The 23,815-nt window shown below is 63.7% G+C and carries 28 protein-coding genes and 1 tRNA gene; 7 read left to right on the top strand and 22 right to left on the bottom strand.

The window, feature by feature from the left end; all coding sequences use genetic code 11:
- Nucleotides 1-4: 4 nt before the first annotated feature.
- The 3 genes from pstA to pstS are packed head-to-tail and all read right to left on the bottom strand — an operon-like array spanning nt 5 to nt 3,032.
- Nucleotides 5-889 carry a phosphate ABC transporter permease PstA gene (pstA, locus tag WKW77_RS20125; RefSeq protein WP_340358640.1) on the bottom strand — a complete coding sequence of 295 codons (885 nt, stop codon included), beginning with the start codon at nt 887-889 and terminating at the stop codon, nt 5-7.
- The gene (pstC, locus tag WKW77_RS20120; protein WP_340358639.1) at nt 886-1,956 is read right to left on the bottom strand and encodes a phosphate ABC transporter permease subunit PstC; all 1,071 of its coding nucleotides are present in this window, start codon (nt 1,954-1,956) and stop codon (nt 886-888) included. The genes pstA and pstC overlap by 4 nt, the downstream gene beginning before the upstream one ends.
- 23 nt (nt 1,957-1,979) lie before the next feature.
- Entirely contained in the window at nt 1,980-3,032 is a 1,053-nt protein-coding gene (gene pstS, locus WKW77_RS20115; protein ID WP_340358638.1) for a phosphate ABC transporter substrate-binding protein PstS, read from the bottom strand.
- Nucleotides 3,033-3,266: 234 nt separating this feature from the next.
- On the opposite strand from pstS, the gene WKW77_RS20110 reads away from it, so the two are divergent.
- Entirely contained in the window at nt 3,267-4,802 is a 1,536-nt protein-coding gene (locus WKW77_RS20110) for a Ppx/GppA phosphatase family protein (protein ID WP_340358637.1), read from the top strand.
- A 19-nt stretch (nt 4,803-4,821) separates the two neighbouring features.
- Here WKW77_RS20110 and WKW77_RS20105 read toward each other — a convergent pair whose 3' ends face one another.
- The 3 genes from WKW77_RS20105 to WKW77_RS20095 all read right to left on the bottom strand — a co-directional run bounded on the left by WKW77_RS20105 (nt 4,822) and on the right by WKW77_RS20095 (nt 8,403).
- Nucleotides 4,822-5,283, bottom strand: a complete 462-nt coding sequence (locus tag WKW77_RS20105; RefSeq protein ID WP_340358636.1) for a SixA phosphatase family protein — start codon at nt 5,281-5,283, stop codon at nt 4,822-4,824.
- Nucleotides 5,284-5,287: 4 nt separating this feature from the next.
- Nucleotides 5,288-7,423 carry a polyphosphate kinase 1 gene (gene ppk1 / locus WKW77_RS20100; protein ID WP_340358672.1) on the bottom strand — a complete coding sequence of 712 codons (2,136 nt, stop codon included), beginning with the start codon at nt 7,421-7,423 and terminating at the stop codon, nt 5,288-5,290.
- A 104-nt stretch (nt 7,424-7,527) separates the two neighbouring features.
- Nucleotides 7,528-8,403 (bottom strand): GNAT family N-acetyltransferase, encoded by an 876-nt coding sequence (locus WKW77_RS20095; protein ID WP_340358635.1) that lies wholly within the window; start codon nt 8,401-8,403, stop codon nt 7,528-7,530.
- Between the two features lie 144 nt (nt 8,404-8,547).
- On the opposite strand from WKW77_RS20095, the gene WKW77_RS20090 reads away from it, so the two are divergent.
- The 5 genes from WKW77_RS20090 to WKW77_RS20070 all read left to right on the top strand — a co-directional run bounded on the left by WKW77_RS20090 (nt 8,548) and on the right by WKW77_RS20070 (nt 12,355).
- The gene (locus tag WKW77_RS20090) at nt 8,548-10,230 is read left to right on the top strand and encodes an FAD-dependent oxidoreductase (protein ID WP_340358634.1); all 1,683 of its coding nucleotides are present in this window, start codon (nt 8,548-8,550) and stop codon (nt 10,228-10,230) included.
- Nucleotides 10,231-10,302: 72 nt separating this feature from the next.
- On the top strand, nt 10,303-11,007 hold the full coding sequence (locus tag WKW77_RS20085; RefSeq protein WP_340358633.1) for a glutathione binding-like protein: 705 nt from the start codon (nt 10,303-10,305) through the stop codon (nt 11,005-11,007).
- A 50-nt stretch (nt 11,008-11,057) separates the two neighbouring features.
- Nucleotides 11,058-11,134 (top strand) — tRNA-Pro (locus tag WKW77_RS20080).
- Between the two features lie 429 nt (nt 11,135-11,563).
- Nucleotides 11,564-11,902 (top strand): hypothetical protein, encoded by a 339-nt coding sequence (locus WKW77_RS20075; protein WP_340358632.1) that lies wholly within the window; start codon nt 11,564-11,566, stop codon nt 11,900-11,902.
- A gap of 18 nt (nt 11,903-11,920) precedes the next feature.
- Nucleotides 11,921-12,355 (top strand): hypothetical protein, encoded by a 435-nt coding sequence (locus WKW77_RS20070; RefSeq protein ID WP_340358631.1) that lies wholly within the window; start codon nt 11,921-11,923, stop codon nt 12,353-12,355.
- A 127-nt stretch (nt 12,356-12,482) separates the two neighbouring features.
- Here WKW77_RS20070 and WKW77_RS20065 read toward each other — a convergent pair whose 3' ends face one another.
- The 3 genes from WKW77_RS20065 to WKW77_RS20055 all read right to left on the bottom strand — a co-directional run bounded on the left by WKW77_RS20065 (nt 12,483) and on the right by WKW77_RS20055 (nt 14,975).
- Nucleotides 12,483-13,226 (bottom strand): lysozyme inhibitor LprI family protein, encoded by a 744-nt coding sequence (locus WKW77_RS20065; protein ID WP_340358630.1) that lies wholly within the window; start codon nt 13,224-13,226, stop codon nt 12,483-12,485.
- A 107-nt stretch (nt 13,227-13,333) separates the two neighbouring features.
- Complete coding sequence (locus tag WKW77_RS20060) at nt 13,334-14,107, bottom strand: hypothetical protein (protein ID WP_340358629.1); 774 nt, start codon at nt 14,105-14,107, stop codon at nt 13,334-13,336.
- 121 nt (nt 14,108-14,228) lie between these two features.
- Nucleotides 14,229-14,975, bottom strand: a complete 747-nt coding sequence (locus tag WKW77_RS20055) for a TraB/GumN family protein (RefSeq protein WP_340358628.1) — start codon at nt 14,973-14,975, stop codon at nt 14,229-14,231.
- A 185-nt stretch (nt 14,976-15,160) separates the two neighbouring features.
- Between WKW77_RS20055 and WKW77_RS20050 the strand changes: the two genes are divergently transcribed.
- Nucleotides 15,161-16,324, top strand: coding sequence for an acyltransferase family protein (locus tag WKW77_RS20050; RefSeq protein WP_340358627.1), 1,164 nt, complete (start codon nt 15,161-15,163; stop codon nt 16,322-16,324).
- 196 nt (nt 16,325-16,520) lie between these two features.
- Here WKW77_RS20050 and WKW77_RS20045 read toward each other — a convergent pair whose 3' ends face one another.
- The 13 genes from WKW77_RS20045 to WKW77_RS19985 all read right to left on the bottom strand — a co-directional run bounded on the left by WKW77_RS20045 (nt 16,521) and on the right by WKW77_RS19985 (nt 23,732).
- Entirely contained in the window at nt 16,521-16,733 is a 213-nt protein-coding gene (locus WKW77_RS20045) for a hypothetical protein (RefSeq protein WP_340358626.1), read from the bottom strand.
- On the bottom strand, nt 16,717-16,911 hold the full coding sequence (locus tag WKW77_RS20040) for a hypothetical protein (protein ID WP_340358625.1): 195 nt from the start codon (nt 16,909-16,911) through the stop codon (nt 16,717-16,719). Before WKW77_RS20040 ends, WKW77_RS20045 begins: the two co-directional genes overlap by 17 nt.
- Before the next feature lie 9 nt (nt 16,912-16,920).
- A complete protein-coding gene (locus WKW77_RS20035; protein WP_340358624.1) occupies nt 16,921-17,376 on the bottom strand; it encodes a DUF5681 domain-containing protein in 456 nt (151 codons plus the stop codon).
- Nucleotides 17,373-17,981, bottom strand: coding sequence for a hypothetical protein (locus WKW77_RS20030; protein ID WP_340358623.1), 609 nt, complete (start codon nt 17,979-17,981; stop codon nt 17,373-17,375). Before WKW77_RS20030 ends, WKW77_RS20035 begins: the two co-directional genes overlap by 4 nt.
- 11 nt (nt 17,982-17,992) lie before the next feature.
- The gene (locus WKW77_RS20025; protein ID WP_340358622.1) at nt 17,993-18,589 is read right to left on the bottom strand and encodes a hypothetical protein; all 597 of its coding nucleotides are present in this window, start codon (nt 18,587-18,589) and stop codon (nt 17,993-17,995) included.
- 138 nt (nt 18,590-18,727) lie between these two features.
- A complete protein-coding gene (locus tag WKW77_RS20020) occupies nt 18,728-19,087 on the bottom strand; it encodes an aspartyl/asparaginyl beta-hydroxylase domain-containing protein (RefSeq protein WP_340358621.1) in 360 nt (119 codons plus the stop codon).
- Nucleotides 19,088-19,340: 253 nt separating this feature from the next.
- Nucleotides 19,341-20,240, bottom strand: coding sequence for a hypothetical protein (locus WKW77_RS20015; RefSeq protein WP_340358620.1), 900 nt, complete (start codon nt 20,238-20,240; stop codon nt 19,341-19,343).
- Nucleotides 20,241-20,327: 87 nt separating this feature from the next.
- Nucleotides 20,328-20,561, bottom strand: a complete 234-nt coding sequence (locus tag WKW77_RS20010) for a hypothetical protein (protein ID WP_340358619.1) — start codon at nt 20,559-20,561, stop codon at nt 20,328-20,330.
- A gap of 59 nt (nt 20,562-20,620) precedes the next feature.
- Nucleotides 20,621-21,082: a hypothetical protein gene (locus WKW77_RS20005; RefSeq protein ID WP_340358618.1), complete on the bottom strand. Its 462-nt coding sequence runs from the start codon at nt 21,080-21,082 to the stop codon at nt 20,621-20,623.
- Nucleotides 21,079-22,599: a YfjI family protein gene (locus WKW77_RS20000; RefSeq protein WP_340358617.1), complete on the bottom strand. Its 1,521-nt coding sequence runs from the start codon at nt 22,597-22,599 to the stop codon at nt 21,079-21,081. Before WKW77_RS20000 ends, WKW77_RS20005 begins: the two co-directional genes overlap by 4 nt.
- A complete protein-coding gene (locus tag WKW77_RS19995; protein WP_340358616.1) occupies nt 22,596-22,910 on the bottom strand; it encodes a toprim domain-containing protein in 315 nt (104 codons plus the stop codon). The genes WKW77_RS20000 and WKW77_RS19995 overlap by 4 nt, the downstream gene beginning before the upstream one ends.
- Nucleotides 22,903-23,550: a primase/helicase family protein gene (locus WKW77_RS19990; RefSeq protein WP_340358615.1), complete on the bottom strand. Its 648-nt coding sequence runs from the start codon at nt 23,548-23,550 to the stop codon at nt 22,903-22,905. The genes WKW77_RS19995 and WKW77_RS19990 overlap by 8 nt, the downstream gene beginning before the upstream one ends.
- Nucleotides 23,547-23,732 carry a hypothetical protein gene (locus WKW77_RS19985; RefSeq protein WP_340358614.1) on the bottom strand — a complete coding sequence of 62 codons (186 nt, stop codon included), beginning with the start codon at nt 23,730-23,732 and terminating at the stop codon, nt 23,547-23,549. Before WKW77_RS19985 ends, WKW77_RS19990 begins: the two co-directional genes overlap by 4 nt.
- Nucleotides 23,733-23,815: the final 83 nt, after the last annotated feature.

Here is a 23,815-nt window from a genome sequence, read left to right as displayed (position 1 = left end):
TTGGTCAGAGCTTGTTGCGCGTGAGGACGCGCGCGAGGATGTTGAGTGCAAGAACCGCGAGCGTGATCAGGAACACGCCGGCCCACGCGAGCTGCTGCCAGTTCTCGTAGGGGCTCATCGCGAACTTGAAGATCGTGACCGGCAGGCTCGCCATCGGCTGCGTGAGGTCTGCCGTCCAGAACTGGTTGTTCAGCGCGGTGAAGAGCAGCGGCGCGGTTTCGCCCGCGATGCGCGCCACCGCCAGCAGCACGCCGGTCACGACGCCCGCACGCGCGGCCCGCAGGGTGATGCTCAGGATGACGCGCCACTTCGGCGTGCCCAGCGCGTAGGCCGCTTCGCGTAGGCCGGGCGGCACGAGTTGCAGCATGTTCTCGGTCGTGCGGATCACCACCGGGATCACGATCAGCGCGAGCGCGACAGCGCCGGCGATGCCCGAGAACGACCGGAACTGGGCCACGACGAGCGCATAGACGAACAGGCCGATCACGATCGACGGTGCCGACAGCAGGATGTCGTTGACGAAGCGGATGACGCTCGACAGCCAGCCCTTGGGGTTGTATTCGGCCAGGTAGATGCCGGCCATGATCCCGATCGGCGCGCCGATGAAGGTGGCCAGCGCCACCATCACCACCGAGCCGAAGATCGCGTTCGCGATGCCGCCGGCGTCGTTCGGCGGTGGGGTCATCTCGGTCAGCGCGGCGAGCGTGAGACCGCCGAAGCCCAGGCGCAGCGTCTCCCAGAGGATCCAGATGAGCCAGAACACGCCGAAGGCCATCGCGGCGAGCGACAGCCCCAGGGCGATGATGTTGACGCGCTTGCGGCTGGCGAACTTGGCCGCGCGCGTTTCCTCGAGCGCCTTGGCGCTCAGCAGACGTTCAGCGGTCGTCATGCCTTCTTCCCTTCACTCTTGCACATCTGCGCCAGCAGCAGCTTCGACAGCGACAGCACCACGAACGTAATGAAGAACAGTACGAGGCCCAGGTACATCAGGGAGGCCTGGTGCAAACCGGCACCGGCTTCCGCGAACTCGTTCGCGAGCACCGAGGTGATGCTGTTCGCCGCTTCGAAGACCGACAGCGACGCGAGCTGGTTGGTGTTGCCGATCACGAAGGTCACGGCCATCGTCTCGCCGAGTGCGCGGCCGAGGCCGAGCATGACGCCGCCGACCACGCCGGCCTTGGTGTAGGGCAGCACGACCTTCGAGACCACTTCCCACGTCGTGGAGCCGAGGCCGTAGGCCGATTCCTTGAGCAGGGCGGGCGTGACCTCGAACACATCGCGCATCACCGCGGCGATGAACGGGATGATCATGATCGCGAGAATGATGCCCGCCGACAGGATGCCGATGCCCACCGGCGGCCCGGACACCAGCGCGCCCAGATACGGCACGCCTGCGAAGAGCTTCTGCAGCGGCTGCTGCACGTAGGTGGAGAGGATCGGGCCGAAGACGAGCAGACCCCACATGCCGTAGACGATCGAGGGCACGGCCGCGAGGAGTTCGATCGCGGTGCCGAGCGGCCGCTTGAGCCAGGCCGGCGACATCTCGGTGAGGAACAGCGCGATGCCGAAGCTTACCGGCACGGCGATCACCAGGGCGATGAACGAAGTGGCCAGCGTGCCGTAGATCATCACGAGGCCGCCGAATTCGTTCTGCACCGGATCCCACACGCTGCTGGTGAGGAAGCCGAGCCCGAATTTGGAGATGGCCGGCCAGGCGCCAGCCAACAAGGAAAGGAGGATGCCGATCAGCATCGCGAGCGTGAGCAGCGCGGCGCCCTTGGCGGCAAGGCCGAAGAGACGATCGGCCGCGGGGCCGGAGCGCGGGCGCTTGGCCGGCGGCGGGTTTGCCTTCGCACGGGCGCGCTCGGCGTTCACGTCGATCGGCGTGGCGTTCGCAGGAAATGTGGATGACACAGGTCGCTCCGAAAGCGGCGCGCCATCAAGCGGATTGCCCATTGGCGCGCCGGTTGTATTGCTGCTTACTTGCTCGAAGCCGGGGCGACGGGCTTGCCCGACGCGTCCTTGATGTCGCCCCAGGCAGTGGTGATCACGCCCTTGACCTTGTCGGGCATCGGCACGTAGTCGAGATCGCCAGCGGTCTTGTCACCGTTCTTGTAGGCCCAGTCGAAGAACTTCAGCGTCGTCGCGGCCTGCGCGGGCTTGTCCTGCGTCTTGTGCATCAGGATGAAGGTGGCGCCGGTGATGGGCCACGACTCCTTGCCCGACTGGTCGGTCAGCACCTGGTAGAAGGTCTTGGACCAGTCCGCACCCGCCGCGGCCGCCTTGAATGCGGAATCGTCCGGCGAAACGAAGTTGCCGTCCTTGTTCTGCATCTGGGCGTAGTTCATCTTGTTCTGCTTGACGTAGGCGTACTCCACGTAGCCGATCGAGTTGGGCAGGCGGTTCACGAAGGCAGCGACGCCTTCGTTGCCCTTGCCGCCCGCGCCGGTAGGCCAGTTGACCGCCGTACCGTCGCCGACCTTGGCCTTCCACTCGGGGTTGGCCTTGCTCAGGTAGTTGGTGAAGAGGAACGTGGTGCCCGAGCCGTCCGCGCGGCGAACCGGAGCGATGGCGGAGTCAGGCAGGTTCAGCGAGGGGTTCAATGCCTTGATGGCCGGGTCGTTCCACTTGGCGATCTTGCCCAGGTAGATGTCGCCGAGCACCTGGCCGTTGAGCTTGAGCTCGCCCGCCTTGATGCCCTGGATGTTGATGACCGGCACCACGCCGCCGATCACGGTCGGGAACTGAAGCAGGCCCTTGCTCTTGAGTTCGTCGTCCGATAGGGGCATGTCCGAAGCGCCGAAGTCCACGGTCTTGGCGTCGATCTGCTTGATGCCAGCGCCCGAGCCGACGGACTGGTAGTTGATCTTGGCGCCGGTGGCCTTGTTGAAGTCGGCGGCCCACTTCGAATACAGCGGCGCCGGGAAGCTGGCACCGGCGCCCGTGGCCTCATCGGCGAAGGCGGAAACATGGGCGGCAAACGCGGCGGCGATCAGGCCGGCGACGGCTGCGAACTTGAACGTCATTTTCATAAGGCTTCCTTTGGTATGCACAAAAGCCCCTTTTTCAGGGGTTGCACGGACTCTAGAAAGCTTGTGTGACAGTGCGATGACATCCTTCACAGAGGAGAATCGCCCTCCATGGCAGGCCGCCGTTTGTGACGCTGTCATCGAACCGTCATACGGCACGCCTAGCCTTACCCCTCGCCGCGCGCGGCCTTGATGCCCCTGCGGCTACGATCAAGCTCCGGAAATCCCAACTTCAACATGCAAAACGGAACCCGCCTCGCTGCGGTCGATCTGGGCTCGAACAGTTATCGGCTGGAAATCGGCCGGGTCGATCACGGCCAGATCCACCGCACCGAGTACATCAAAGAGACCGTCCGGCAGGGCAACGGGCTCGACAGCGCCCGCAATCTCACCCCCGAAGCGATGCAGCGCGGCTGGGACACCCTCGCCCGCTTTGCCGAACGGCTGGCCGGCTTCAAGCGCTCCGAGGTCCGCGCTGTCGCGACCCAGACGCTGCGCGAAGCCCGCAACCGGGACGAGTTCCTGTTGCGCGCGCGCACCATTCTGGGATTCGGGATCGACGTCATCTCGGGCCACGAGGAAGCGCGCCTGATCTACCTGGGCGTCGCCCACATGCTTCCACACACCGATGCCTCGAACAACGAGCGCCGGCTGGTGGTCGACATCGGCGGCCGCTCGACGGAGATCATCCTCGGCCAGGGGCTCGCACCCGAGGCGATGGAGTCCTACCGCGTGGGCAGCGTCGCCTGGTCGATGAAACATTTCGCGAACGGCCTGTTCACGCCCGCCACCTTCCGCGCCGCCGAGGTCGCGGCGAAGGCAGTGCTCGATGACGCGCTCTCCACCTACGTGCCGGACCGCTGGGACGTGGCCTATGGATCGTCAGGCACCATCGGCGCGGTGGGTGACGTGCTCGTGGCCGCCGGCAACCAACCCGGGCTCGTCACGCGCGAGGGGCTGGACTGGCTGCTCGACAAGCTCCTGAAGGCCGGCAGCGCCGACCGCCTGCGCATCGATGGAATGCGCGAGGACCGCAAGGCAGTGATCGGCGGCGGTGTGAGCGTGCTGCGCGCGGTGTTCGACCTGCTCGAGATCGAAGAAATGCGGGTGGCCCAGGGCGCCCTTCGGCACGGCGTGCTGTATGAATTGCTGGAACGCGACGACGTCGTGGCCGATCTGCGCAGCTCCACGGTCGGCAGGCTGGCGAACCGCTTCGCGATCGACGCCGCGCAAGCGCGACGGGTGGGCGACACCGCGGCGGAACTCTTCCTGCAACTGGAGCCCCGCGCGCGCGGCGCGAGCACCACCAGCCGCCCCGGCCGGTCCCTCCGCAAGCTCGGCTGGGCGGCCAGGCTGCACGAGATCGGCACGCATGTGTCGCACAGCGACTATCACAAGCACGGCGCCTACATCCTCGACCACACCGAGGCACCCGGCTTCGCGGTCAACGAGATGCACTGGCTCAGCCAGCTGGTGCTCGGCCACCGGGGCAAGCTGCGCAAGCTGGAAATGGTCCTGGACGACGAGGCCTTCGTGTCGCAGTTGCTCGCCCTGCGCCTGGCCGTCATCCTCTGCCACGCTCGGCGGGACCCGGACCTCGAGGGGCTGAAGATCATTCACACCCCCGGCACCCGGCAGTTCACGATCACCACGCGGCCGGACTGGCCCGAGCTGTATCCCCAGTCGAGCCACCTTCTGCGGGAAGAGGTGGTCGCGTGGCAGCGGACCAACTGGCGGATCGATCTGGCCGGCGGACTCAAGGCGGCCGCCTGATGCGGCCCTGGGGATCGATCTACAGCAATTCCGGCGCCTGAACCGTCACCACGACGGTCTGAACGTCGCCGTCGCGTTCGCGGGTGCGGATCCACCAGACGGCGCCCTTGCGCACCGGACAGCTGTCCTGCTGCAGCCCCAGCAGCAGCGAAATCGCCTGCCCGAGCGAAGGCTGGTGGCCGACCATCAGCACCACGGACCTGCCGTTGGGCCAGCCCGCGGCGGAGAGCAAGGCATCGGGTGTGGTGTCGGGCGCCAGTTCGCTGCGCAACTTGTACTTGCGGCCCAGGGCAAGCACCGTCTGCTCGCAACGGCGCGCCGGACTGCAGACGATGCGGGTGCCTTCCGGCAGCTGGCGGTCGAGCCACGCGGCCATGCGCTTGGCCTGCTTTTCGCCGCGCGGCGTCAGCGAGCGCTGCATGTCGTCCATGCCCTCGACCCACTCCTCGGCTTCGGCGTGGCGCCAGAAAATCAGATCCATGGTGTCAGCTCCGTGGTGCGGCGCGCCGGAACCCGCGCGACGCATAACGATTCATGAGCGCCAATTGGGCGCCGTGCGCTTCGACATTGCGCGATGCCCCGTCCTCGCCTGCGTGGGTGTCCTTGTAGACACGGTGATAGACACCGTCGGAATCCAGGTTCCATGCATCGCGCCCGTCGTGCAGGTAGGCGACCAGGCATTCGTCGATGAGCCGCTGGCGCAGCACCGGATCGGTTACCGGCCAAGCCAGCTCGATCCGCCGGAGCATGTTGCGGTTCATCCAGTCGGCGCTCGACAGATAGAGCGATTCGTCGTTCCCCTGCCGGAAATAGAAGACGCGCGAATGCTCCAGGAAGCGGCCGATCACCGAACGCACCCGGATGTTCTCGGTCAACCCCGGCACCTTCGCCGGCAGGGTGCAGGCGCCGCGCACGATCAGGTCGATCTTGACGCCCTTCTGGCCCGCCTTGACCAGCGCGGCAATCAGCGCCTCGTCCGTCAGGGCGTTCATCTTCGCGACGATGCGCGTCGGCTCCTCGGCCGCTGCGGCCACACCCAGCGCGTCGATGCGTGCGATCAGGTTTCGGTGCAGGTCGAACGGTGCCAGCCACATCCGGTTGAGCTTGGGCAGACGGCTCTGGCCCGCCATGTGGACGAACACCGCCTCCATGTCCGCGGTGAGCAGCGGATCGGCCGTCAGGTGGCTGATATCGGTATACAGGGCGGCAGTTCGCGGGTTGTAGTTGCCCGTCGACAAGTGGCCGTACCGGCGCATCTGCTTGCCCTCGCGGCGCGTGACCAGCAGCATCTTCGCGTGGGTCTTCAGTCCGACCACGCCGTAGACCACCTGCGCGCCGATCGATTCGAGCATCTCGGCCCAGTTGATGTTGGCCTCTTCGTCGAAGCGCGCCTTGAGTTCCACGACCGCGGTCACTTCCTTGCCCCGGCGCACGGCCTCGCGCAGCAGATCCATCATCTGCGAATCGGCGCCGGTGCGGTAGATGGTCTGCTTGATCGCGAGCACCTGCGGGTCCTGAACCGCTTCGCGCAGGAACGCGAGCACGCCCTCGAAGCTCTCGAACGGCTGGTGGATCAGCACGTCGCCCTGCTGCAGCCGCTCGAAGAAGGACTGCCCCGGCGACAGGGCCACCGGGTACGACGCCTGATAGGGCTGGAAGCGCAACTGCGGCTCGTCCAGCAGGTCGATCATCTGCGCGACCCGCGCGAGATTCACCGGCCCGTGCACGCGATACAGCGCCTGCGGCGGGAGATCGAACTGCGCCAGCAGGAAGCTCGCGAGCGACTCGGCACAGCTCGACGACACCTCCAGCCGCACGGCCTGCCCGAAATGGCGATGCTGAAGTCCTTGCCGAAGCGCCGTGCGGAGGTTCTTCACGTCCTCTTCGTCGACTGCCATATCGGAGTGACGCGTCACGCGGAACTGGGAGAACTCGCCGACCTCGCGCCCCGGGAACATGCTCGACAGGTGCGCCCGCACCACGCTCGACAGCGCGATGAACAGCGTCTTGCCGCCCGAGACCTTGGCCGGCATGCGGATCATGCGCGGCAGCACGCGCGGCACCTTCAGGATCGCGATCGGGTTGTCGCGACCGAAGGCATCCTTGCCGCTCAGACGCACGATGAAGTTCAACGACTTGTTGGCGACCTGCGGGAACGGATGCGCCGGATCCAGGCCCACCGGAATGAGCAGCGGACGCACCTCGCGCTCGAAGTAGTCGTGCACCCATTTGCGCTGGATCGCATTGCGTTCGCCGTGCGAGATGACGTGGATGCCCTTGGCCGCAAAGGCCGGGATGAGCTCGTCGTTGTACAGCGCGTATTGCCGGCCCACCAGCGAATGCGCGGCGTCGGCCAGCCGCTCGAACGAATCGACGTTGTAGTTGCCCTTGCGCTCGCCGGCGATGTGCGCGGCCAGGTGCGGCGCGGCGCGAACCTCGAAGAACTCGTCGAGGTTCGAGGAGACGATCGTGAGATAGCGAAGCCGCTCGATCAGCGGCACTTCGGGGCGGTGCGCCCAGTCGAGCACACGCTCGTTGAAGGCCAGGATGCTGTGGTCACGATCCAGCAGCGTGAGCCCGGGTTTGACGGGGACGCTCAGGGTCTCGCCGGTTTCCGGCAACGGGGCAACGAACTCAGGATCAGCCGACACAAATACAACCATAGACCAAAACGCAACAGCTTATGACAGTTGCGTGACAGTCATGTGACTTTGTCGCACCGGCCTCAATCGGCCGGATTGCCCAGGAAGTGCTTGCGATAGCGCACCGGCAAATCCTCGATGCGCATCAGCATCGGCAGGTCGGCGGTGTTGAAGTCCGGGTCCCAGGCCGGCGGTCCGAGCACCTTGGCGCCAAGGCGCAGGTAACCCCTGATCAGCGCCGGCGGCTCGATGTCGAGTGAATCGTCCAGCCGGTGCACCGGCAGCGGCAACCGCGGCTGCACGTGATATTGAATTGGCGCGAGGTGCGTCTGCGACAGTTGGCGCCAGATGCTCGCCGCCGCGTCGCCGCTGGTCACGCCGTTGTGCCACATCGGGATGCTGGCGCAGCCGATCATGGTGTCGAGCCCGTTGCGGTTCATGAAGCCGGCCAGCGCGCCCCAGAGCGCGAGGATCACGCCGCCCTGCCGATGCTCCGCATGGACGCAGCTGCGTCCGAGTTCGACCATGCGCTGGCGCAGGTCGCGCAGCCGGGTCAGGTCGAACTCGGTGTCGCTGTAGGTGCTGCCGACCCGGCGGGCCTGCGCGGGCGTGAGCACGCGGTAGGTGCCGATCACGCGACCGGTGGCGTCGTCGCGCACCAGCAGGTGCTCGCAGAAGTCGTCGAACAGGTCCACGTCATGGCCTTCGACCGGCGTCGAGAGACGCGCGCCCATTTCGCCGGCGAAGACGTCGTAGCGCAGGCGCTGCGCGGCGCGCACTTCGTCCAGATGACGAGCCCAGGTCACGCTGATGCCGCCCGCCGCTTCGTTCGCCGCCGGCTGCACAGGCTGCGGCACGGTGATTGCATCGGAACGCTGCGAGGGGGTCTGGGCAGGCCAGAGCGCGGCACGCAGGCCGAGTTCCGAGAACGGAAACGTCGGTGTGGGCAGTTCTTTCATGCGGGGTCCCTTTCTTGCGGACGGAGTCTCGGCACCCGCGGTGAAACAAGCGTGTCAGTCCAGTGGCATTTGCGTGACTCGCACCAAAGCGGCCACATCGGCGTTTAATGCCGGGGATTCGCTCGAAGGAGCCTTGGAGTTTTCATGGCCAATGAAGTACGCATCGAGGTCGAGACGCGCCGCCATCAGATGTTTCCGGTGCTCGGCGCCGCGGACATCGAACGCATCCGCCGCTTCGGCACCATCCGTCACTATGAGGACGGCGCCTGCCTGTTCACGGCCGGCGAGCCCGGGCCGGGCATGTTCGTCGTGCTCGAAGGCGTGGTCGCGATCACGCAGCGCGACGGCCTCGGCCACGTGGTGCCGATCGAACGTCAGGGCCCGGGCCAGTTCCTGGCCGAAGTGGCGCAGCTTTCCGGACGGCCCGCGCTCGTCGACGGCCACGCCGAGGGCCGGGTCGAGACCCTGCTGGTGCCGCCGGAGCAGTTGCGCGCGCTGATCATCGCGGAAGCCGACCTCGGCGAGCGCCTCGTGCGCGCGATGATCCTTCGGCGCGTGGCGCTGATCGAATCGGGCGCAAGCGGGCCGGTCCTCATCGGCCCGCCGCAATCCGCGGCCCTGCTGCGGATCCAGAACTTCCTCGGCCGCAACGGACACCCTTACCACGTCGTCGATGCGACGCAGGATCGCGATGCCGCGGCCCTGCTCGAACAGTACGGCGAGGCGGAGCTGCTGGTGGTGTGCCCCGATGGCACCGTCTCGGTCAATCCGTCGGAGAACGCGCTGGCGCGCTGCCTCGGCATGGTCGACACCCTCGAGCGCCAGGAGCTCTTCGACGTGCTGGTGGTCGGTGCTGGTCCGGCCGGCTTGGCGACGGCGGTCTATGCAGCGTCCGAAGGACTGCGCGTCATCGTCGTCGATTGCCGCTTCTTCGGCGGACAGGCCGGCGCCAGCGCGCGCATCGAGAACTACCTGGGGTTCCCGACGGGCATCTCCGGTGGCGCGCTGGCCGGCCGGGCCTATGTGCAGGCGCAGAAGTTCGGCGTGGAGATGCTGATTCCGGCCCAGGTGTCGTCGCTCGACTGCACCATGGCGGAATCGAAAGGCGAGATCGCCGTGGAGTTGGTGGATGGCCGCCGGCTGCGTTCGAAGACGGTGGTCATCGCCAGCGGCGCGCGCTACCGCCGGCCCGAGGTTCCGCGCCTTGCGGACTTCGAGGGGCGAGGCGTCTGGTACTGGGCCTCCGCGCTCGAAGCGAAGCTGTGCGCCGAACAGGAAGTCGCACTGGTCGGCGGCGGCAACTCGGCGGGACAGGCCGCGGTGTTCCTCTCGCAGCACGCCGCCAAGGTCAACGTGCTGGTGCGCGGCCCGTCGCTCGCGGCCACCATGTCGCGCTACCTGATCGACCGCATCGAAGCCACATCCAACATCGCGCTGCGGCCTCACACGGAACTCGTGCAGTTGCATGGCGAGCCGGCCACCGGCCTCGACGGTGCCACCTGGCGCGACCGCCGCAGCGGCGAACAGCACGACTGCCCGGCCCGAAATCTCTTTCTCTTCATCGGCGCGGTGCCGGAGACGGATTGGCTCGGAGGCTGCGGCGTCGCGCTCGACAGGCACGGCTTCGTGCTGACCGGAGCGCAGGCGCGCGGGGGCTTTCCGGCCAAGGTGGCCGCGCCGCTCGAATCCAGCGTGCCCGGTGTGTTCGCGGTCGGCGATGTGCGCTCGGGCTCGGTCAAGCGCGTGGGCGGCGCCATCGGCGAAGGCGCGGCCGTCGTGGCGCTCATCCATCAGCATCTGGCGGCGAGCGAGGGCGCGGTGGCCTGAAGGCATCGCCTGCACGATCCGGCGACGGCGGCTATGCTGGCCGGCCCGTCATCAAACTCTGGATCCCGAGACATGTCTCATGCACCCATCGACGTCTATTCGTGGGCCACGCCGAACGGCCACAAGGTTCACATCATGCTGGAGGAATGCGGCCTCCCCTATCGCGCGCATCCGGTCAACATCGGCAAGGGCGACCAGTTCGAGCCCGCCTTCCTGAAGATCAGCCCCAACAACAAGATCCCCGCCATCACCGATCCGGAGGGGGCGGACGGCAAGCCGATCTCGCTCTTCGAGTCGGGCGCGATCCTCGTCTACCTCGCGGGCAAGACCGGCCAGTTCCTTCCGCAGGAAGACCGCGGCCGCTTCGCCGTGCTGCAGTGGCTCATGTTCCAGATGGGGAGCGTCGGGCCGATGCTCGGGCAGACGCACCACTTCCGCAATTACGCGCCGGAGAAGATCCCCTACGCCATCGACCGTTACTCGAACGAGACCAAGCGCCTCTACGGCGTGATCGACAAGCAGCTCTCGACGCACAAGTTCATCGCGGGCGACAGCTACACCATCGCCGATATCGCCATCTTTCCGTGGCTGCGCAGCTACGAGAACCAGGGCATCACGCTCGAGGACTTCCCGTACCTGAAGCAATGGTTCGACGGCATTGCGGCGCGGCCGGCGGTGCAGCGCGGCGTCAAGGTGCTTGCGGACCTGCGCACGCCGATCACGGGCGACAAGGAACGCGAAATCCTCTTCGGCAAGACGCAATATCAGCGCCGCTGACCGATTGAATCCGGAACGCCCCTTGAGTCAGGTTAGAATAGAAGGCTTGTCGGGGTGTAGCGCAGCCTGGTAGCGCATCTGCTTTGGGAGCAGAGGGTCGCGAGTTCGAATCCCGCCGCCCCGACCAATAAAAACAAGGACTTAGCGGAGTCCATTAAGCAACCGAGAATGCTCCGGGTAACACTGGGGAAACATCGGACCTCGCAAGATGGCTTCGCGGTTCGTCAGAAGTACCCTACGCGTGCTTCTCGACCTGCTAAAGAGTCATAAGCGCCCGCTCCACACAGCGCGCCAAACATCGTAGTTCCCTCCAAGTCCAAGAAGGCACCCTCGCCGCGTGGCGCTCCACGGCTTGGCGTCGCCTCCCCTGAGGATCCAGCCGCACGGACCCTGCGCCGGTAGACAAGGGAGTCGAGTTGGCGAAAACATCAGGGTCCTCAACTCGACTCAACAAGATTGAGCGCAGTTGCGAGCCCCCGCGAGTGGCTGGGCTGGACTTTCTGGAACGGCGACTGAAACCTCCTGTACATTCCTGCAAACAAAACTGGAGAGAGCGATGTTTAGAGCGGTTCGCCAAATTGTGATCCCGATGCTGGCAATGATTGGGCTTGCAGCCTTTGCCGAGCCAATACCGTTGATTTGCAGGAGTCCATCCGGCGACCACGAAATGTCTGTCGTCATTGACCCCGCGCGCCAGACAGTCCTGATGGATGGCTGGGCGGTCGAAAATGTGCATTTTTCCGACCAGAACATCTACTTCAGCTTCACAACGAAAAGCGGCCAAACCTGGTCGCACAACATCAAGCGTGCCACGGGCACGATGTCCATCATGGGATCGGACAAGTCATCCCCGCCCCCCTACCTGTGCCAGCGGGCCGCGCCAAACAAATTCTAACTTTCGGCCCTCGGGAATATGAGCACCGGCTACCGCAATTTCGTCGTGCACGATGACCAGACGATCGAGCCGATGTCCCAAAAGACGTTCACCGCCTTCTTCTTCCGGAACGAGCCCGCGCTGCCGCAGTTCGCAAACCAAGCGATCAACCTGGCCACCGTCTTTTACAGGCTCAAGAACCGAAAGCCAGAGCAGATCATCCAGCTCGAAAACCAACGATTTCACGTCACGGCGGACGGCTCACTGGATCAGGATCGCATCAACGAGGCGATCCTCCTCAAAATGAACCGAGCTGGTTGGGGCTCATCGTCAGGAGCTCCGACGAACCAAGGCCCGGTGATAGATGCCAGCGCCAGGTTCGACGAGAGGCGTTTGGCCCAGTACTACCCGCAGTTGTCTGGGCCAGCGCTGGGGCGCATTCTTCAAGCGCTGTTTGGCCGCGCAAGCAACTGAGCACGGCTTTTTTTGCTACGAACCCCAAAAGGGACGCTACAAAAGCTACAAAAGCCCCCGCGTCCACCGACAGGCAACCGCAGTCAACCATTGGCAACCATTGGCAAGTGGGCTGCCTGGTCCGCGATCACAGACGCTCAAGGTCGGCGATTCGCGCCTTGTACGCTGACACCAAGCACACCGCATCAGTGCACCGATTGCGCTCTTCTCGCAACCAGCGCTGCTGTGCCTTCTTGAGTTCCTGCCGATCGTCGGCCCTCTGCGCAGCCGAGCTGTAGCTTTCCGCTAGCACGGTGTCCAAGCGCGCGACCGCCGCATCGCTGCAGATTAGTTGCTCCACTTGGCTCCTCGCCTCTGCGCAATCGAAGCTCGGGCGAATCACTTCTTGACCGGTGGCGGCTGGAAAAGTTGGCGCGGATGGGGCGACAACCACCGTCGGTGCCTGCACTGTGGGACGCGGCTCATCTACTTGCGAAACTGGAGCTTGGACGGTCTGCTTTGGCTTCGGCACGAGCTTGTCGAACTCTTTATCAACGCCGGGCTTCGGGGCAAGGCCATCCGTGGAGGCGGAAACCTGCGGAGTCGGTTTGCAGGACGGCATCGCATTCAAGAGCGGCATCCCATAGAACCAAAGCCCAGCCAGATAGGCGACGCAAACCCAGAAAAACAAGAAACCGCGAAAGGTGCCAGGTGGCGCGGTCATGCTCACGACGTAGTTTTCAAAGACCGTCATCCGGTTCATAGCCATCACCTTAAGGAATGGCACGCTCACCCGCAGAATGGCAACTATGGCAAGCAGGAGAGCAACGCCGGCCAACAACCACGCCGCATAGCCAGGGCTGCAAAACAGATACTCGTAAATCGATGCCATTCTTTTGATCGTGATTGAAAGTCGGGATGCATCGAATGGTAGCCGCCCGCGTGCTTGGCAGGACGCGATGGCCTATGCCTCGCCGATCTGATCGACTCACACCGGCCTTATGGCGTGACCTCTATCACTGTCCCTATACGATCGTCTTGGGCGTTTCTCGAAGTTCGCCTTAGCTGGTTTCCATCCCTGAAGAAATACACGCAACCACGGTCGCCAGTGTTGAATGTCGCGCACAAGGCTCCGTCGTCCTTCAATTCCCAACGACCAGTTCCGGTGCTTGAAACGGAATAGTTGGTTGAGTACAACTCACCGTTTGCACGAAGATCCCATTTGAGTGAGCCAGACTCGCCTTTGAAGGTGTGGCTTCGACCCACAAGAAGTTGCTCAACTTCTGCCTTGCTCAACATCGCGCGCTGTTGCGACGGAACGCTTGAGTCTCTGGGCGGCCCCAGCCTTGCGAGCGGGCCATCCACATACTTGACGATCTTGTAGCGGATCTGCTTCCTGCCGAAGCTCTGCCCCGTCGCTACCGACATCTGTCCCTTGGAGTTGTAGGCAGTGCCAACGCCGACGCTCTGACCTTGTGACCAGCCGTCCTGAACGATCGCGGCGTCTCCGCCGGCTTTCTTGATCTCGGCAGGAATGGCAGACCGCATGCGCTGGTTGCCGAACAGGTTGTCGAAGTCCTCGATGGTCGCCACGCCGATGACCTGGTAGCGCCGAGGTGGGTCGCCGTTGTCCCAGATCTCGTAGCCGTCGATGACCTCCTTCGTCCCGCCTTGGCCCTCGACGATGTTGGCGCCCCGGCCTTCATAGGTTTGGTAGTTCGTCTGCGCGCAGCCGGCCGCAATGAGCGCGCACGCCAGGATGACCATTCGCATGTGGGAGCTCCTCCGAGTCTTGTTCGTGTTACGGGGATTCTCTGCGGTCCGATAAGCACGGACAAAACTTTTTATCGGTCGTTTTCGCAGGCTATCAATTCATCTGCGCCCCACACGCCTACTACATCATCATTCGAGCTAGGCGGAAGCCATGGGCCGTCGCGAGAACATCGCGCAGGTTGTTCGGTCCGCACAGATGGCCCGCGCCGCAAAGCACAAGAGTGCGCTTCGGCGATTTCGCCTCCCGGGCGATGATCTCAGCCCATTTTCGATTTCGAACCTCGAACAGGGCGCGACGCATTGCCTCCGTGGTGCCGATCCTCGCAATCCTTTCGAGCTTCGCCAGGTCATGCACCCGCCAAGCCCGCGCCTGAGCCTCAAAGTTTCTGGCTCCCTCGGCTGCATCTTGGCTGAGCACGAATCGGGTGGAGAAAAGCAAATCGTCGAGGGGAACGTCGTGCGCCGCCTGAACGAAATCTTCCGGCGTTTCCAGTTCAAGAACATCGCCCGATGAACCGAGCCACGCCCGCACCGCTGCCTCAATGCCATCTACCTTGGTTGGCGGCATGGCAAGGTTGTTTGCGAAAAGGCACACACTAAGGGCGCTGCAATGCTCCATATCGCCCAACTGCTCACGCGGCCAGTGAGGTTCGACGGAAGCACGGAGGTCGGCAGGGAGATCGCGCGCCATGAGTCGGGCTGGCTGCTTGAATATGTCGAAGCCCCGTTCGGCCTTCATCTCCACATAGATGCGCTCAGCCCATCCATAGATTTTTCGGACTGGCTCAACCCACCTTTGCGGGCCGGCTGGAAAGTAGTGCATCGTTCCAAGGATGCGGGCATTCGTGCCCGCGATTTCGTAAAGCATGCCCCCTCCGAAGTTTCAGCACCAGACTATCACCTGCCCTGTTGATCCACGCCGGGTGCGATGCGGAAAAACTAACGAATACCCAGTTCAATAACCAGTTGAACGCGGCCCTCCGTGGCTCTCTGGCTTCGGCTGGGAGATCTGTCTTTCCTTGGTGGGCGACAATCGACCCAAGAAGAAAGTGGATGGGTCTCCCGATGGAAAGAACTATAGGAGGCGCGCTTCCGGCGCAGCCTCGTGCCCGTGCGGCATCGCCGGCACTGGCATATATCCCGAGTCTTGATGGCATTCGAGGAATCGCGGTACTGCTCGTCATGGCAAGCCATGCCCTGGGGGTCTTCGGCGGCATGCTCGGCGTCGATGCCTTCTTCGTGCTGAGCGGGTTCCTGATCACGACGCTGCTGATTCACGAGTTCGACACCGGCACGTCGCTGGCTGTCTTCTACTGGCGCCGCTTCCTGCGCCTGATGCCGGCGTTGGTGATCGTGGTGCTCGTCGTCTATGCCGCGTACCCGCTGCTGCCCGGCACCGGCTCCGCCTCCCGAGAGTGCGAACTCTTGGCGCCGCTGATGGGGGTCGCGAACTGGACGATGCCGTTCGGGCGCGACTGCCCGCTCTACATGGGGCACTCGTGGTCGCTCGGCGTCGAGGAGCAGTTTTACCTGCTGTGGCCGGTCATCCTGTTCGTGTGCCTGCGCGTCGTCGGGAAAAAGGGAGCCATCGGCATCGCCCTGATGCTGGCCGGCGCGTGCGCTGCGTGGCGGGCATCCCTGAGCCTGAATGACGCGCCGATCGAGCGGATCTACTGGCCGTTCGACACCCGCTGCGACGGCATGCTGGTCGGCGCGGCTGCGGGCCTGCTGATGACCACTGAAGCGGCCGAGCGGCTCTTCGAGCTGGCGCGCAAGCTGTGGTTGCCTGCGACCATCGGAATCGGGGCGATGGTTGCGCTCGGGGTAGGGCACGAGCCGTTCTTTCGCGGCGGGTACACCGTGTTTGCACTCCTGTGCGCGATCGTGATCGTCGCCGCCTCGAGGACGACGAACGGGGCGCTCGATCGAGCACTCAGCTTCAAGCCGCTGGTCTACCTGGGCACGCTCTCCTATGGGTTCTACCTCTGGCACTACCCGGTGGTGCTGTACATCTCCCGCCAGGCCGGCGCCTTCTGGCCCAAGGTCGGCGTCATGTTCCTGCTGACACTGGGCGCTTCGTACGCATCGCGCCGGTTCGTAGAGGTGCCAATGCTCCGGCTGCGAACCGCAGTGCACCGCCGGCCTTGGCTGGGTTGGGTCACAGCGACCAGCAGCGCGCTCCTGATCTTGCTTGGGCTGTCGATCTTCTGGCCCTAGGCGGCCGGCGCTGAGCCCAATGAGACTCATCCCACATCAGCCGCGAACCAACCGTGTTATCGGGGCTTCTTGTTTGCCGGCTTCTTCGGCACCTTAGCGAGCTTCTTGAGGGCTTGCTGCTGCCTGAAGTCGAGCAGGCCGGGAACACGAGGGGTGCTGGGCTTCGGTGTCTCTCTGAACATAGCTGGCCTCCGTACTAGTTGGGTGCCGCGCCGGCTTCGCTACCTGCCCGCGGCGGGAACGGAACCAGGCTGACCACCATCAGATTGACGCCGGCAGCGCGCAGGGCAGCATGCTCGGCTTGCTGTTCCGGTGTCCCGTCTCCAGTCACCAGACGCACCGTGATCGATTCCGCCTCCTTCATATCGGCTTCCAGCGCCTCCAGACGCCGTTCAATGCTTGCTGCCAAGGTGTTCCCCTTCTACATCTACGACGACCCGTCGAATGAGGATGACATCAGCCCCGGGAGGAAGGCCAAGGCGCTTGAGAGCTTCAGCCGATGTCTCACCGACCAACATCCGGTAGGCACGCCTGTAGCCATAGCCGGAACGCTGCTCCAACTCGGCGATCCGCTTTCTCAGTTCCATGGGAGGACCTCACTTCTTCGCGTCTTCGAGGGCCGCGACGCGGCGTGCAAGCTCGTCCACCTCGGCCACCTTGGCAAGCGAACCAAGCGCCGTCATCAGGCTGGCAGCATGGGGCGCCGGAATCTCACCATCGGCAGCCGCCTGCAGCAGTGCATGCCCTTTCGCCGTCAGATCACCACCCGCGGGAAGCGCAATCGACTGAGGCAGCTCCATCGGCTTGATTGCGGGCAGCACGCGTTCGAGCAGAAGACGCGCCGCGCCGACATCGCCACCCTTGGCCTGCTCCATCAGCTTTGTAACGACATCAGGCACGCAGGCCCGGATCTGCTCGCGCAGTTCGTGCGCCTTGCTAGTACCTGGCGGGCGCCCCGCGGGGTTGCCAGACTGGCCCGGCTTCCACAGGTGAGCTTTCTTGTCTGCTGCCGGCAGTGCTTTATCAGCCTCCTCGCTGGTCTTCTTGGTCATTGGTGCTCCACCGCGCTTGCCGAGTCCCAACGCTGCAAAACGGGATCTGTCCAGACGGAGCTTTGGGCCTCTTCCCACTCGCGGCCGATCTGTGAGAGATCGCCGGCAACATAAACCAAGGGCCGGGCCTGCTCGAAGTAGCGCGCCTTCCGCTGGTCAAGGTTCGCTTTGGCCTGTGCGAGATCAAGGACGAACCCAATAGCCTCGGGCGTACCCTCGATCGAGGCGAAGACTTCCCGGGCACGGTCTGCGTCTTCGTCAGGCAGGTTCTTGGACGACAGAAGACGATCGATCACCGCGAGCTGAAACGCCCGAGCGTCGGAAACATGGCGGCAATCCGAGGAAGTCGCGCCCAAGCCGACCAAGACGCCGATAGACGCTGCCCTATGGCTTAACCCCCATTCACCAGCGAGATCGAAGGACCTGGCCGCATCAATGCTTCGCTGAAGAACGAGCGCTGTCCTGCCTGCCTCTCGAATCGGTGTCAGCGTGTTCTTGATCCACCTGTCGTTGAGGGCAATTGCCGCCTCGATATGGGGAAGAACGGCGGCACAGCCGGCACACTGCAAGCAAAGCGGCGCAATCTGCGCCTCGTCGGCTTTCACGCAAGCCTCCATCATGCGCGTCCGCCGTACAGGTTGTAGGGGTCGGCCCCGCCGTAAGCCAAGTACTCCTGCATGTCGCGATACTGCTGGGTTCCAGGCATCGGCATCGCTTGGCCATACTTGAAGGTGCCATAGCCCGCACCCCCTGCCGACTGCTGGAATGCTTGCAGCCATGCATCCGTGCCGGCCGAGTTGGTTCCGGCCACGCCGATACCGTTCGGCGACAGGAGTTGTCCGTAGTAGGCGTTCATCGGGTTCGTGACATCGAGGTTCACAAAGCTGGACTTCGGGGCCTCTGGCGCAGGAGCTGGAGCACTGGCATTCAAGTTCAAAGGTTGCGCCGGAGCGCTTTGCAGACTTCCAAGGAGCCCGCCGCTGCCGCCGTTCGAGCCAACACCATCGAAGTTGTAGGCGGTCGGCCGGGCGTTCGGATTGCTGCGATCAAAGCCCACTTGCTGGCTGCTCATCTGACCCAGGAGTGAGGGAATCAGCCCTCGCATGTACGAGGACTGATTCGCTTGGTTCTGGTACGCCTGATTCTGCGAGTCGCTGAACGGCTGCGCCGAGTACCGGTTTTGCAGCGCTTGCCCCGAGGTCAGGTTGTTCATGATCCACGGCTGCGCCTGAAGCCATGGGGACTTGTCCGTGGTCTGCGTGCCGGCGCCGCCGCCAGACGATCCGCCACTATTCAACGCGTGATTTGCAACGGAGCCGACGACGGCCCCTACTGCTGCTCCCCAAGGCATTTACCTACCCGTCCTTTCTGTGCGGATGCACACAATCATGGTGATTCGGTCCTTCTGGCTCTCGTTCGTCACCCAGTGGGAATGCGAGTTGTCGAACCAGAACACGTCGCCGGGCTTGGTCACCAAGGACTGCCCCTCGAAATGAAACGCTTGTTCCGGTGCGGCCTCGATCTGAATCGCAAACTTGTCGTAGTAGCGGGCATGCCAGCCCGGGTCCGTATGCGGTTTGCAGATCTGTCCCGGTTTGATGCGTGTGATCAGGACGCCGCCAAGGCGCTCGCCCTGGACTGCCGCCATCAGGGGAAACACAAGCTCTCGAACCGGCAGAACATCGGCGGACGGGAACCAGACCGGAGTCATGCGATCCGTCCTCACGCATCGTGGCTGGATCGGCATGTCTAGCCCAGATGTCGGAAAGGCCATGGTGTGGCGATTCCTCAGGCGCTGTACGCGCCGTGTTCTGGTCCCACAGTTCAGGATGGACCGCGAGCGCTTCACGCATAGGCGCGACATCAACCCCGGTCCACAACGGCAGGATTGGACTCATTGCTTTACTCCTGGCCGCTAGCGAGCCATTGCGACGTGATTGCGCTATTGGTGCCAATGCCATCGCTCACCCCCTCACCAAGACGGTGATGGAACTACCTGATTGCCAAGTTGAGTTAACCGCCGAGTTGTTGTAGCCAACAAAGGTCGCGTAGTGATAGCCTTCCGAGGGGTTCAACGGGCCGTTTGGAAAGACGTTCGCATAGTTCCCCCCAGCAAAACCCTGTCCCAATGCAGTCGTGATTGGAGTGCTCGTACCGTCGAGTCCAACTTGAGAAATGGCTACGACCGACCCAGAGGTAATAACAACGAAGTTGCTGCTGCAATAGCATGGGTCATTGGCGAAGCAGAGAAACTCCACGCGGCCGCCACCATTTAGCTCGATTGGAGTCGTTGTGGAGGTAGGCCCCGCATTCGAAGGAAGCGTGTTGTAGGCAGTGATTGTCCGAGGATTGAACCAAGACAGAACAAAACGCTGAGCTGCCGTATCAACCCAAGCCGGACCGGTGACGATCCGAGCCATCCCAACAAGGGTCCGAGAAGCATCCGCGGACTTGATCTCCATCCCGCTTGCCGTGTCGGTAGCGTGCGTGGTGGTCGATGCCTCAAGGGTCATCGTCCCCGCATTCATGTACGCATAAATGTAGTAGGTGGTTCCCACCGAAAGCGCAGCGGGAGCCAGCGTGACGCCTGCGGCAGGGATGGCATACGCAACCCCGTTGATGGTCAGGCCGTTCCCGCCATGCTTCCCGGCCTTGATCGTTAGGCATGCCGGTCCGGTCAGTTCTGAGCGAACTCCATCGACCAGAAGTTCGACAGTGCCCGAAGCCAGAATCGAGAGATGATCGTATTCGTGCTTGTGCTGAACCACGATCATGCCGGCGGGTATGCGCGTCTCTTTCGAGTACACGCCGCCACCGAAGTGATGCGTGATCGGCAGGTCGGCAAGCGAAGGGGTCTGATTCATGCCTACTAGGCTATGAGCCAGACCCGTCTATCTCCATGCTGTTGGGTGTCGATTGCTGCACCCTTAGTGCCGATGAATGGCGTTGCTCTACCAGCCCTCGCGCCGTTCCTCCAGCCAGGCTGCGAGATCCATCAATCGATAGCTCACACGAGAGCCGTTGACCGGACGGTTGTAGTAGATGGGGGCACCGCCCATCTGCCGCAGGTTCTTCAGCGACCCGGGCGCGTACCCGATCAGCGCCGCGGCATCCTTCTCGCTGACGCGCAGGTCTGCACTCATGACGATGTGCCGATCAGTCGCAGCCTTCAGGAGCATGCGCATCGTGCTTTCGACGAGCCGTTGCCGTTCCTCGGGAGATCGTCCCGGAAAGTCCCGCGCACTCATGCTGCAGCCTCGAAACCGGCGCACCGCTGGGGTAGCCTCACCAAGGCTTGAACGATGGCGCCAGCGCCCGCTATGGCCGGCACAGCACAGGTTTTGCCTCGCAGGTTGGCGCACTCCAGGCATAGACGCCGGTCGTCCATTTCCCGATCGCGCCGCATCAAGCTGTCCGACAAGGCTTCGGCGTCGGCGACACGGAGCCCCCTAGAACTGAATAGAGCCTGTCGCGCCAGCATGAGTTCGATCTCAGCGCCGGTCATGGCGCCGCTATGCGGCCAGCACCAGCGATCCATGTCCCCGGCGTCAAACGCCGGATCGTTCACCACGTCCGCCGACACCTCGAAATTCTGCAAAGGTGCCGGGGGTGGGGCTACAAAAGCTACGAAAGGGGCTTCTGTAGCTTTTGTAGCGTCCTCCTGGGCGCTCGTGCTGGTTTTCTTGAGCCTCGCCAGCCAGTTCATGCCACACCTCGCGGGTTGACTTCGTAGCGCTCGCTCGGCCTTCCTCCGGTCTGGACGACATCGCGCCGCAGCCAGTCATAGTCCGCCAGTACCTCGGCAGCCTTGCGCACAGCATCCGGAGTTGCCAGCCCGGCCCAATGCTTCACCGCCACCTCACGAGGCGTGAAGGATGACCCCAGGGCCCCCGCCCGAACCTTAGCCAGGAGGGTCTTGGCTGCGCCGGTCTCCGGGACCACCGCGGCGCTGTAGAGCCGTTCGGCGTGACTGCGGAGATAGTCGCTCCAGGCCAGCGCCCGCAAGAGATGCGCCTCGGCGATCGTGCCGGCGTCCGGCGAATCGATCATCGCAAACACCAGAGCAAGCGCCGGGATCAGCTTCCGATACTTGGAAAGGTGCGCCACCAGCGCCGGATGCATGTCCCCGCTCCGGATCTCGCGCTCGAACGGCTCGCGCCATTCGCTGAAAACCTCCTGCGCCTCGGCATCAAACCTCCATACCCTCGGCTCGTCGGTGGTCTCGATTTCGGCAAGCCGGTCGAACACATCGCCCGCCATCTGCTTTGCCGGCGTGTCGGGCCACTGATCAACGTTCTTGAAATCGCCACCGATGTCCGGCCACACCGCGAGCGCGAAGCGCTGTAGCAATCCGTCATCGCTAGAACCGCCCGAGACCGCATCGCGGACGTAGCTCTGGATCCGTCCCGGCTGGATGCCGCCGAGCATCGCAAGGCACACACGAGGAATACGCACGGTGCCTCGTCCGATGCGATCGAACGTGTATCCCTGATTGCCATCGTAGGCCTGCAGGTAGAACGCCCTGGCGCCCTCCTGGCCTTCCCGGTCCATCCCTTTGAGCAAACCATGGATCTCGTCGCGATAGGCCATGAAGCCCCACGGGTTCGACCTCATGAGTTCGCCCAGCTTTTCGACGGTTGCATCGTTGACGATGAATCGACGTTCTGCCGGGCACGGTGGCACCTCAGCAGGCTTGAGGAGCGCACGGGCCTTCTCCGGGTCCTTGGCTGCGATCTTGCGCGCCTCCTTGTCGTTGGCGTCGTTCGTCATCTCGGCAACCTTGGCGTCCAGCTCCCATGCCTCCTGCTCGGCCTCCCATTTCTCACGGGCGGCGGCTTCCAGGCGATGCAACGGGCGTAGCGATTCGCTCAGGGCTGGAGACTTCATCACGCCGGGGCTTCCGATGATGAGCCCCCAGAGGTTCGGCACTACCTGCCAATCGTCCTTGGCCTTCGGCTGGACGACAGCACGAGCACCGATCAGACTGGAGATTGCCGTGATCGCGCCGACTGCCGGAAAGTCAGGGGGGCATTGCATGCGATGCGCGATGTCCATCACCCATCCTCGGATTTGCTCCGGAAGAAGGTCGGGATCGAACGCCATCACGGGCGGCAGCGTGTCGGGCAATGCGGCCGGGATTGGCCAGCCTTCGAGCGAAGGCAAGGCACCATCAATCGAGCTGCGCACGATCGCGAGATTTTCTGGCGCAAGGTATGCATTCATGCCGGCACCTCCAGATTCACAGCGCCAGCCAGGCATGCAACATCGTTGAAGTCCGTATGCTTCGGGCCTCTCGGCAGTCCAGTGAAATCGGGGACCGCGACCAGTCCACCGACAGCAGCAGCAGCAGCGCGAGCAGCGGTCAATCCGGGGTTCATCGGCTCGCCGCTCTTCGGGTCCCGTGTCGCGTGATCGTCGTCGGCGGCAATGACGATCGGGAGGCTTGGATACTTGGCCCGCAGAGCGCGTGCCACCGGCTCAAGGTTGCCCGAGTTGAACGCCACAGCTACCGCGTCATTGGTTGCCTCATGCACCGTGGCCGCGGTTGCGTATCCCTCCGCGATGATGAGGCGTGCAGTCGGCCGCCCGATCGAGTGGTAGCAGGCTTTCACGTCCACCGGCCAGAAACAGCTTTCCGCCTTCGGCGTCGATTCCCTGCAGGCTCCACAGCTTGCCGGTGGCGTCTCGCATCGGTACCAACAAGACGTTCTCGATGTTCGAGATCTCGCCGGTCTCTCGGTCCCACTTTGGCCACTTGCCGACGCGGAGACCGTATGCCTTCGCGCACTTCGCCTTCAGGTACGGATGGCCAACAGCGGGGATGCCGAACGCCCACAACGAAGCAGCCTTCTCCGCCGCGTCGAGGTTTCGCTGCGCAGTCACTTGGTCGCGCAGGAGTTGCGCAGCCCTGATGCGTTCCTTGATGGCCTGGCGTTCGCCCGGCGTCAGCTCGTTGTCGGTCTTGGCGCACCAGTTCTGCGCCTCACCAGAGCGCCAGTTGCCGAAGGTTCCGGCGGGGATGTTGTCCATATGCAGGACATACCATCCGGCATCATCCTTGCGCTTTCCAGTTGGGCTGAAGCGGTGAAGCCGGCCGTCTGCGTGGATGTCATCAGGGGGCGTCATGCCCGCCGCGTCGATAGCACTACGGAAGAGGTCTACAGGGTCAGTCATTTGCTGCCTTTGATTTGTTCGAGGAGTTGGCGGGCCTGATCGAGATCGCGGATTGGGCGGAGCCAGCCCCAGCGGGTCACGTAGTAAGGGGCTTGGGTATCGCCGGGTGTCGCCCGGATCAGTGCATGTCCGAGCAGCGCGTATTCCGCCGCGAGCGTCGCGAATTGCTTGGTCTCGGTCATCGACGACCTCCAGTCCGCTTCAGGATCCGCTTCTCACGGCTGATCTCAGACGCAGTGAGGACGCGGCTCCCACACAGACCGCA

Origin of the sequence: Variovorax ureilyticus, assembly GCF_037889935.1 — a bacterium.
GTDB classification, from domain to species: Bacteria; Pseudomonadota; Gammaproteobacteria; order Burkholderiales; family Burkholderiaceae_C; genus Variovorax; species Variovorax ureilyticus.
This window is presented reverse-complemented; position numbering and strand designations above follow the sequence as displayed.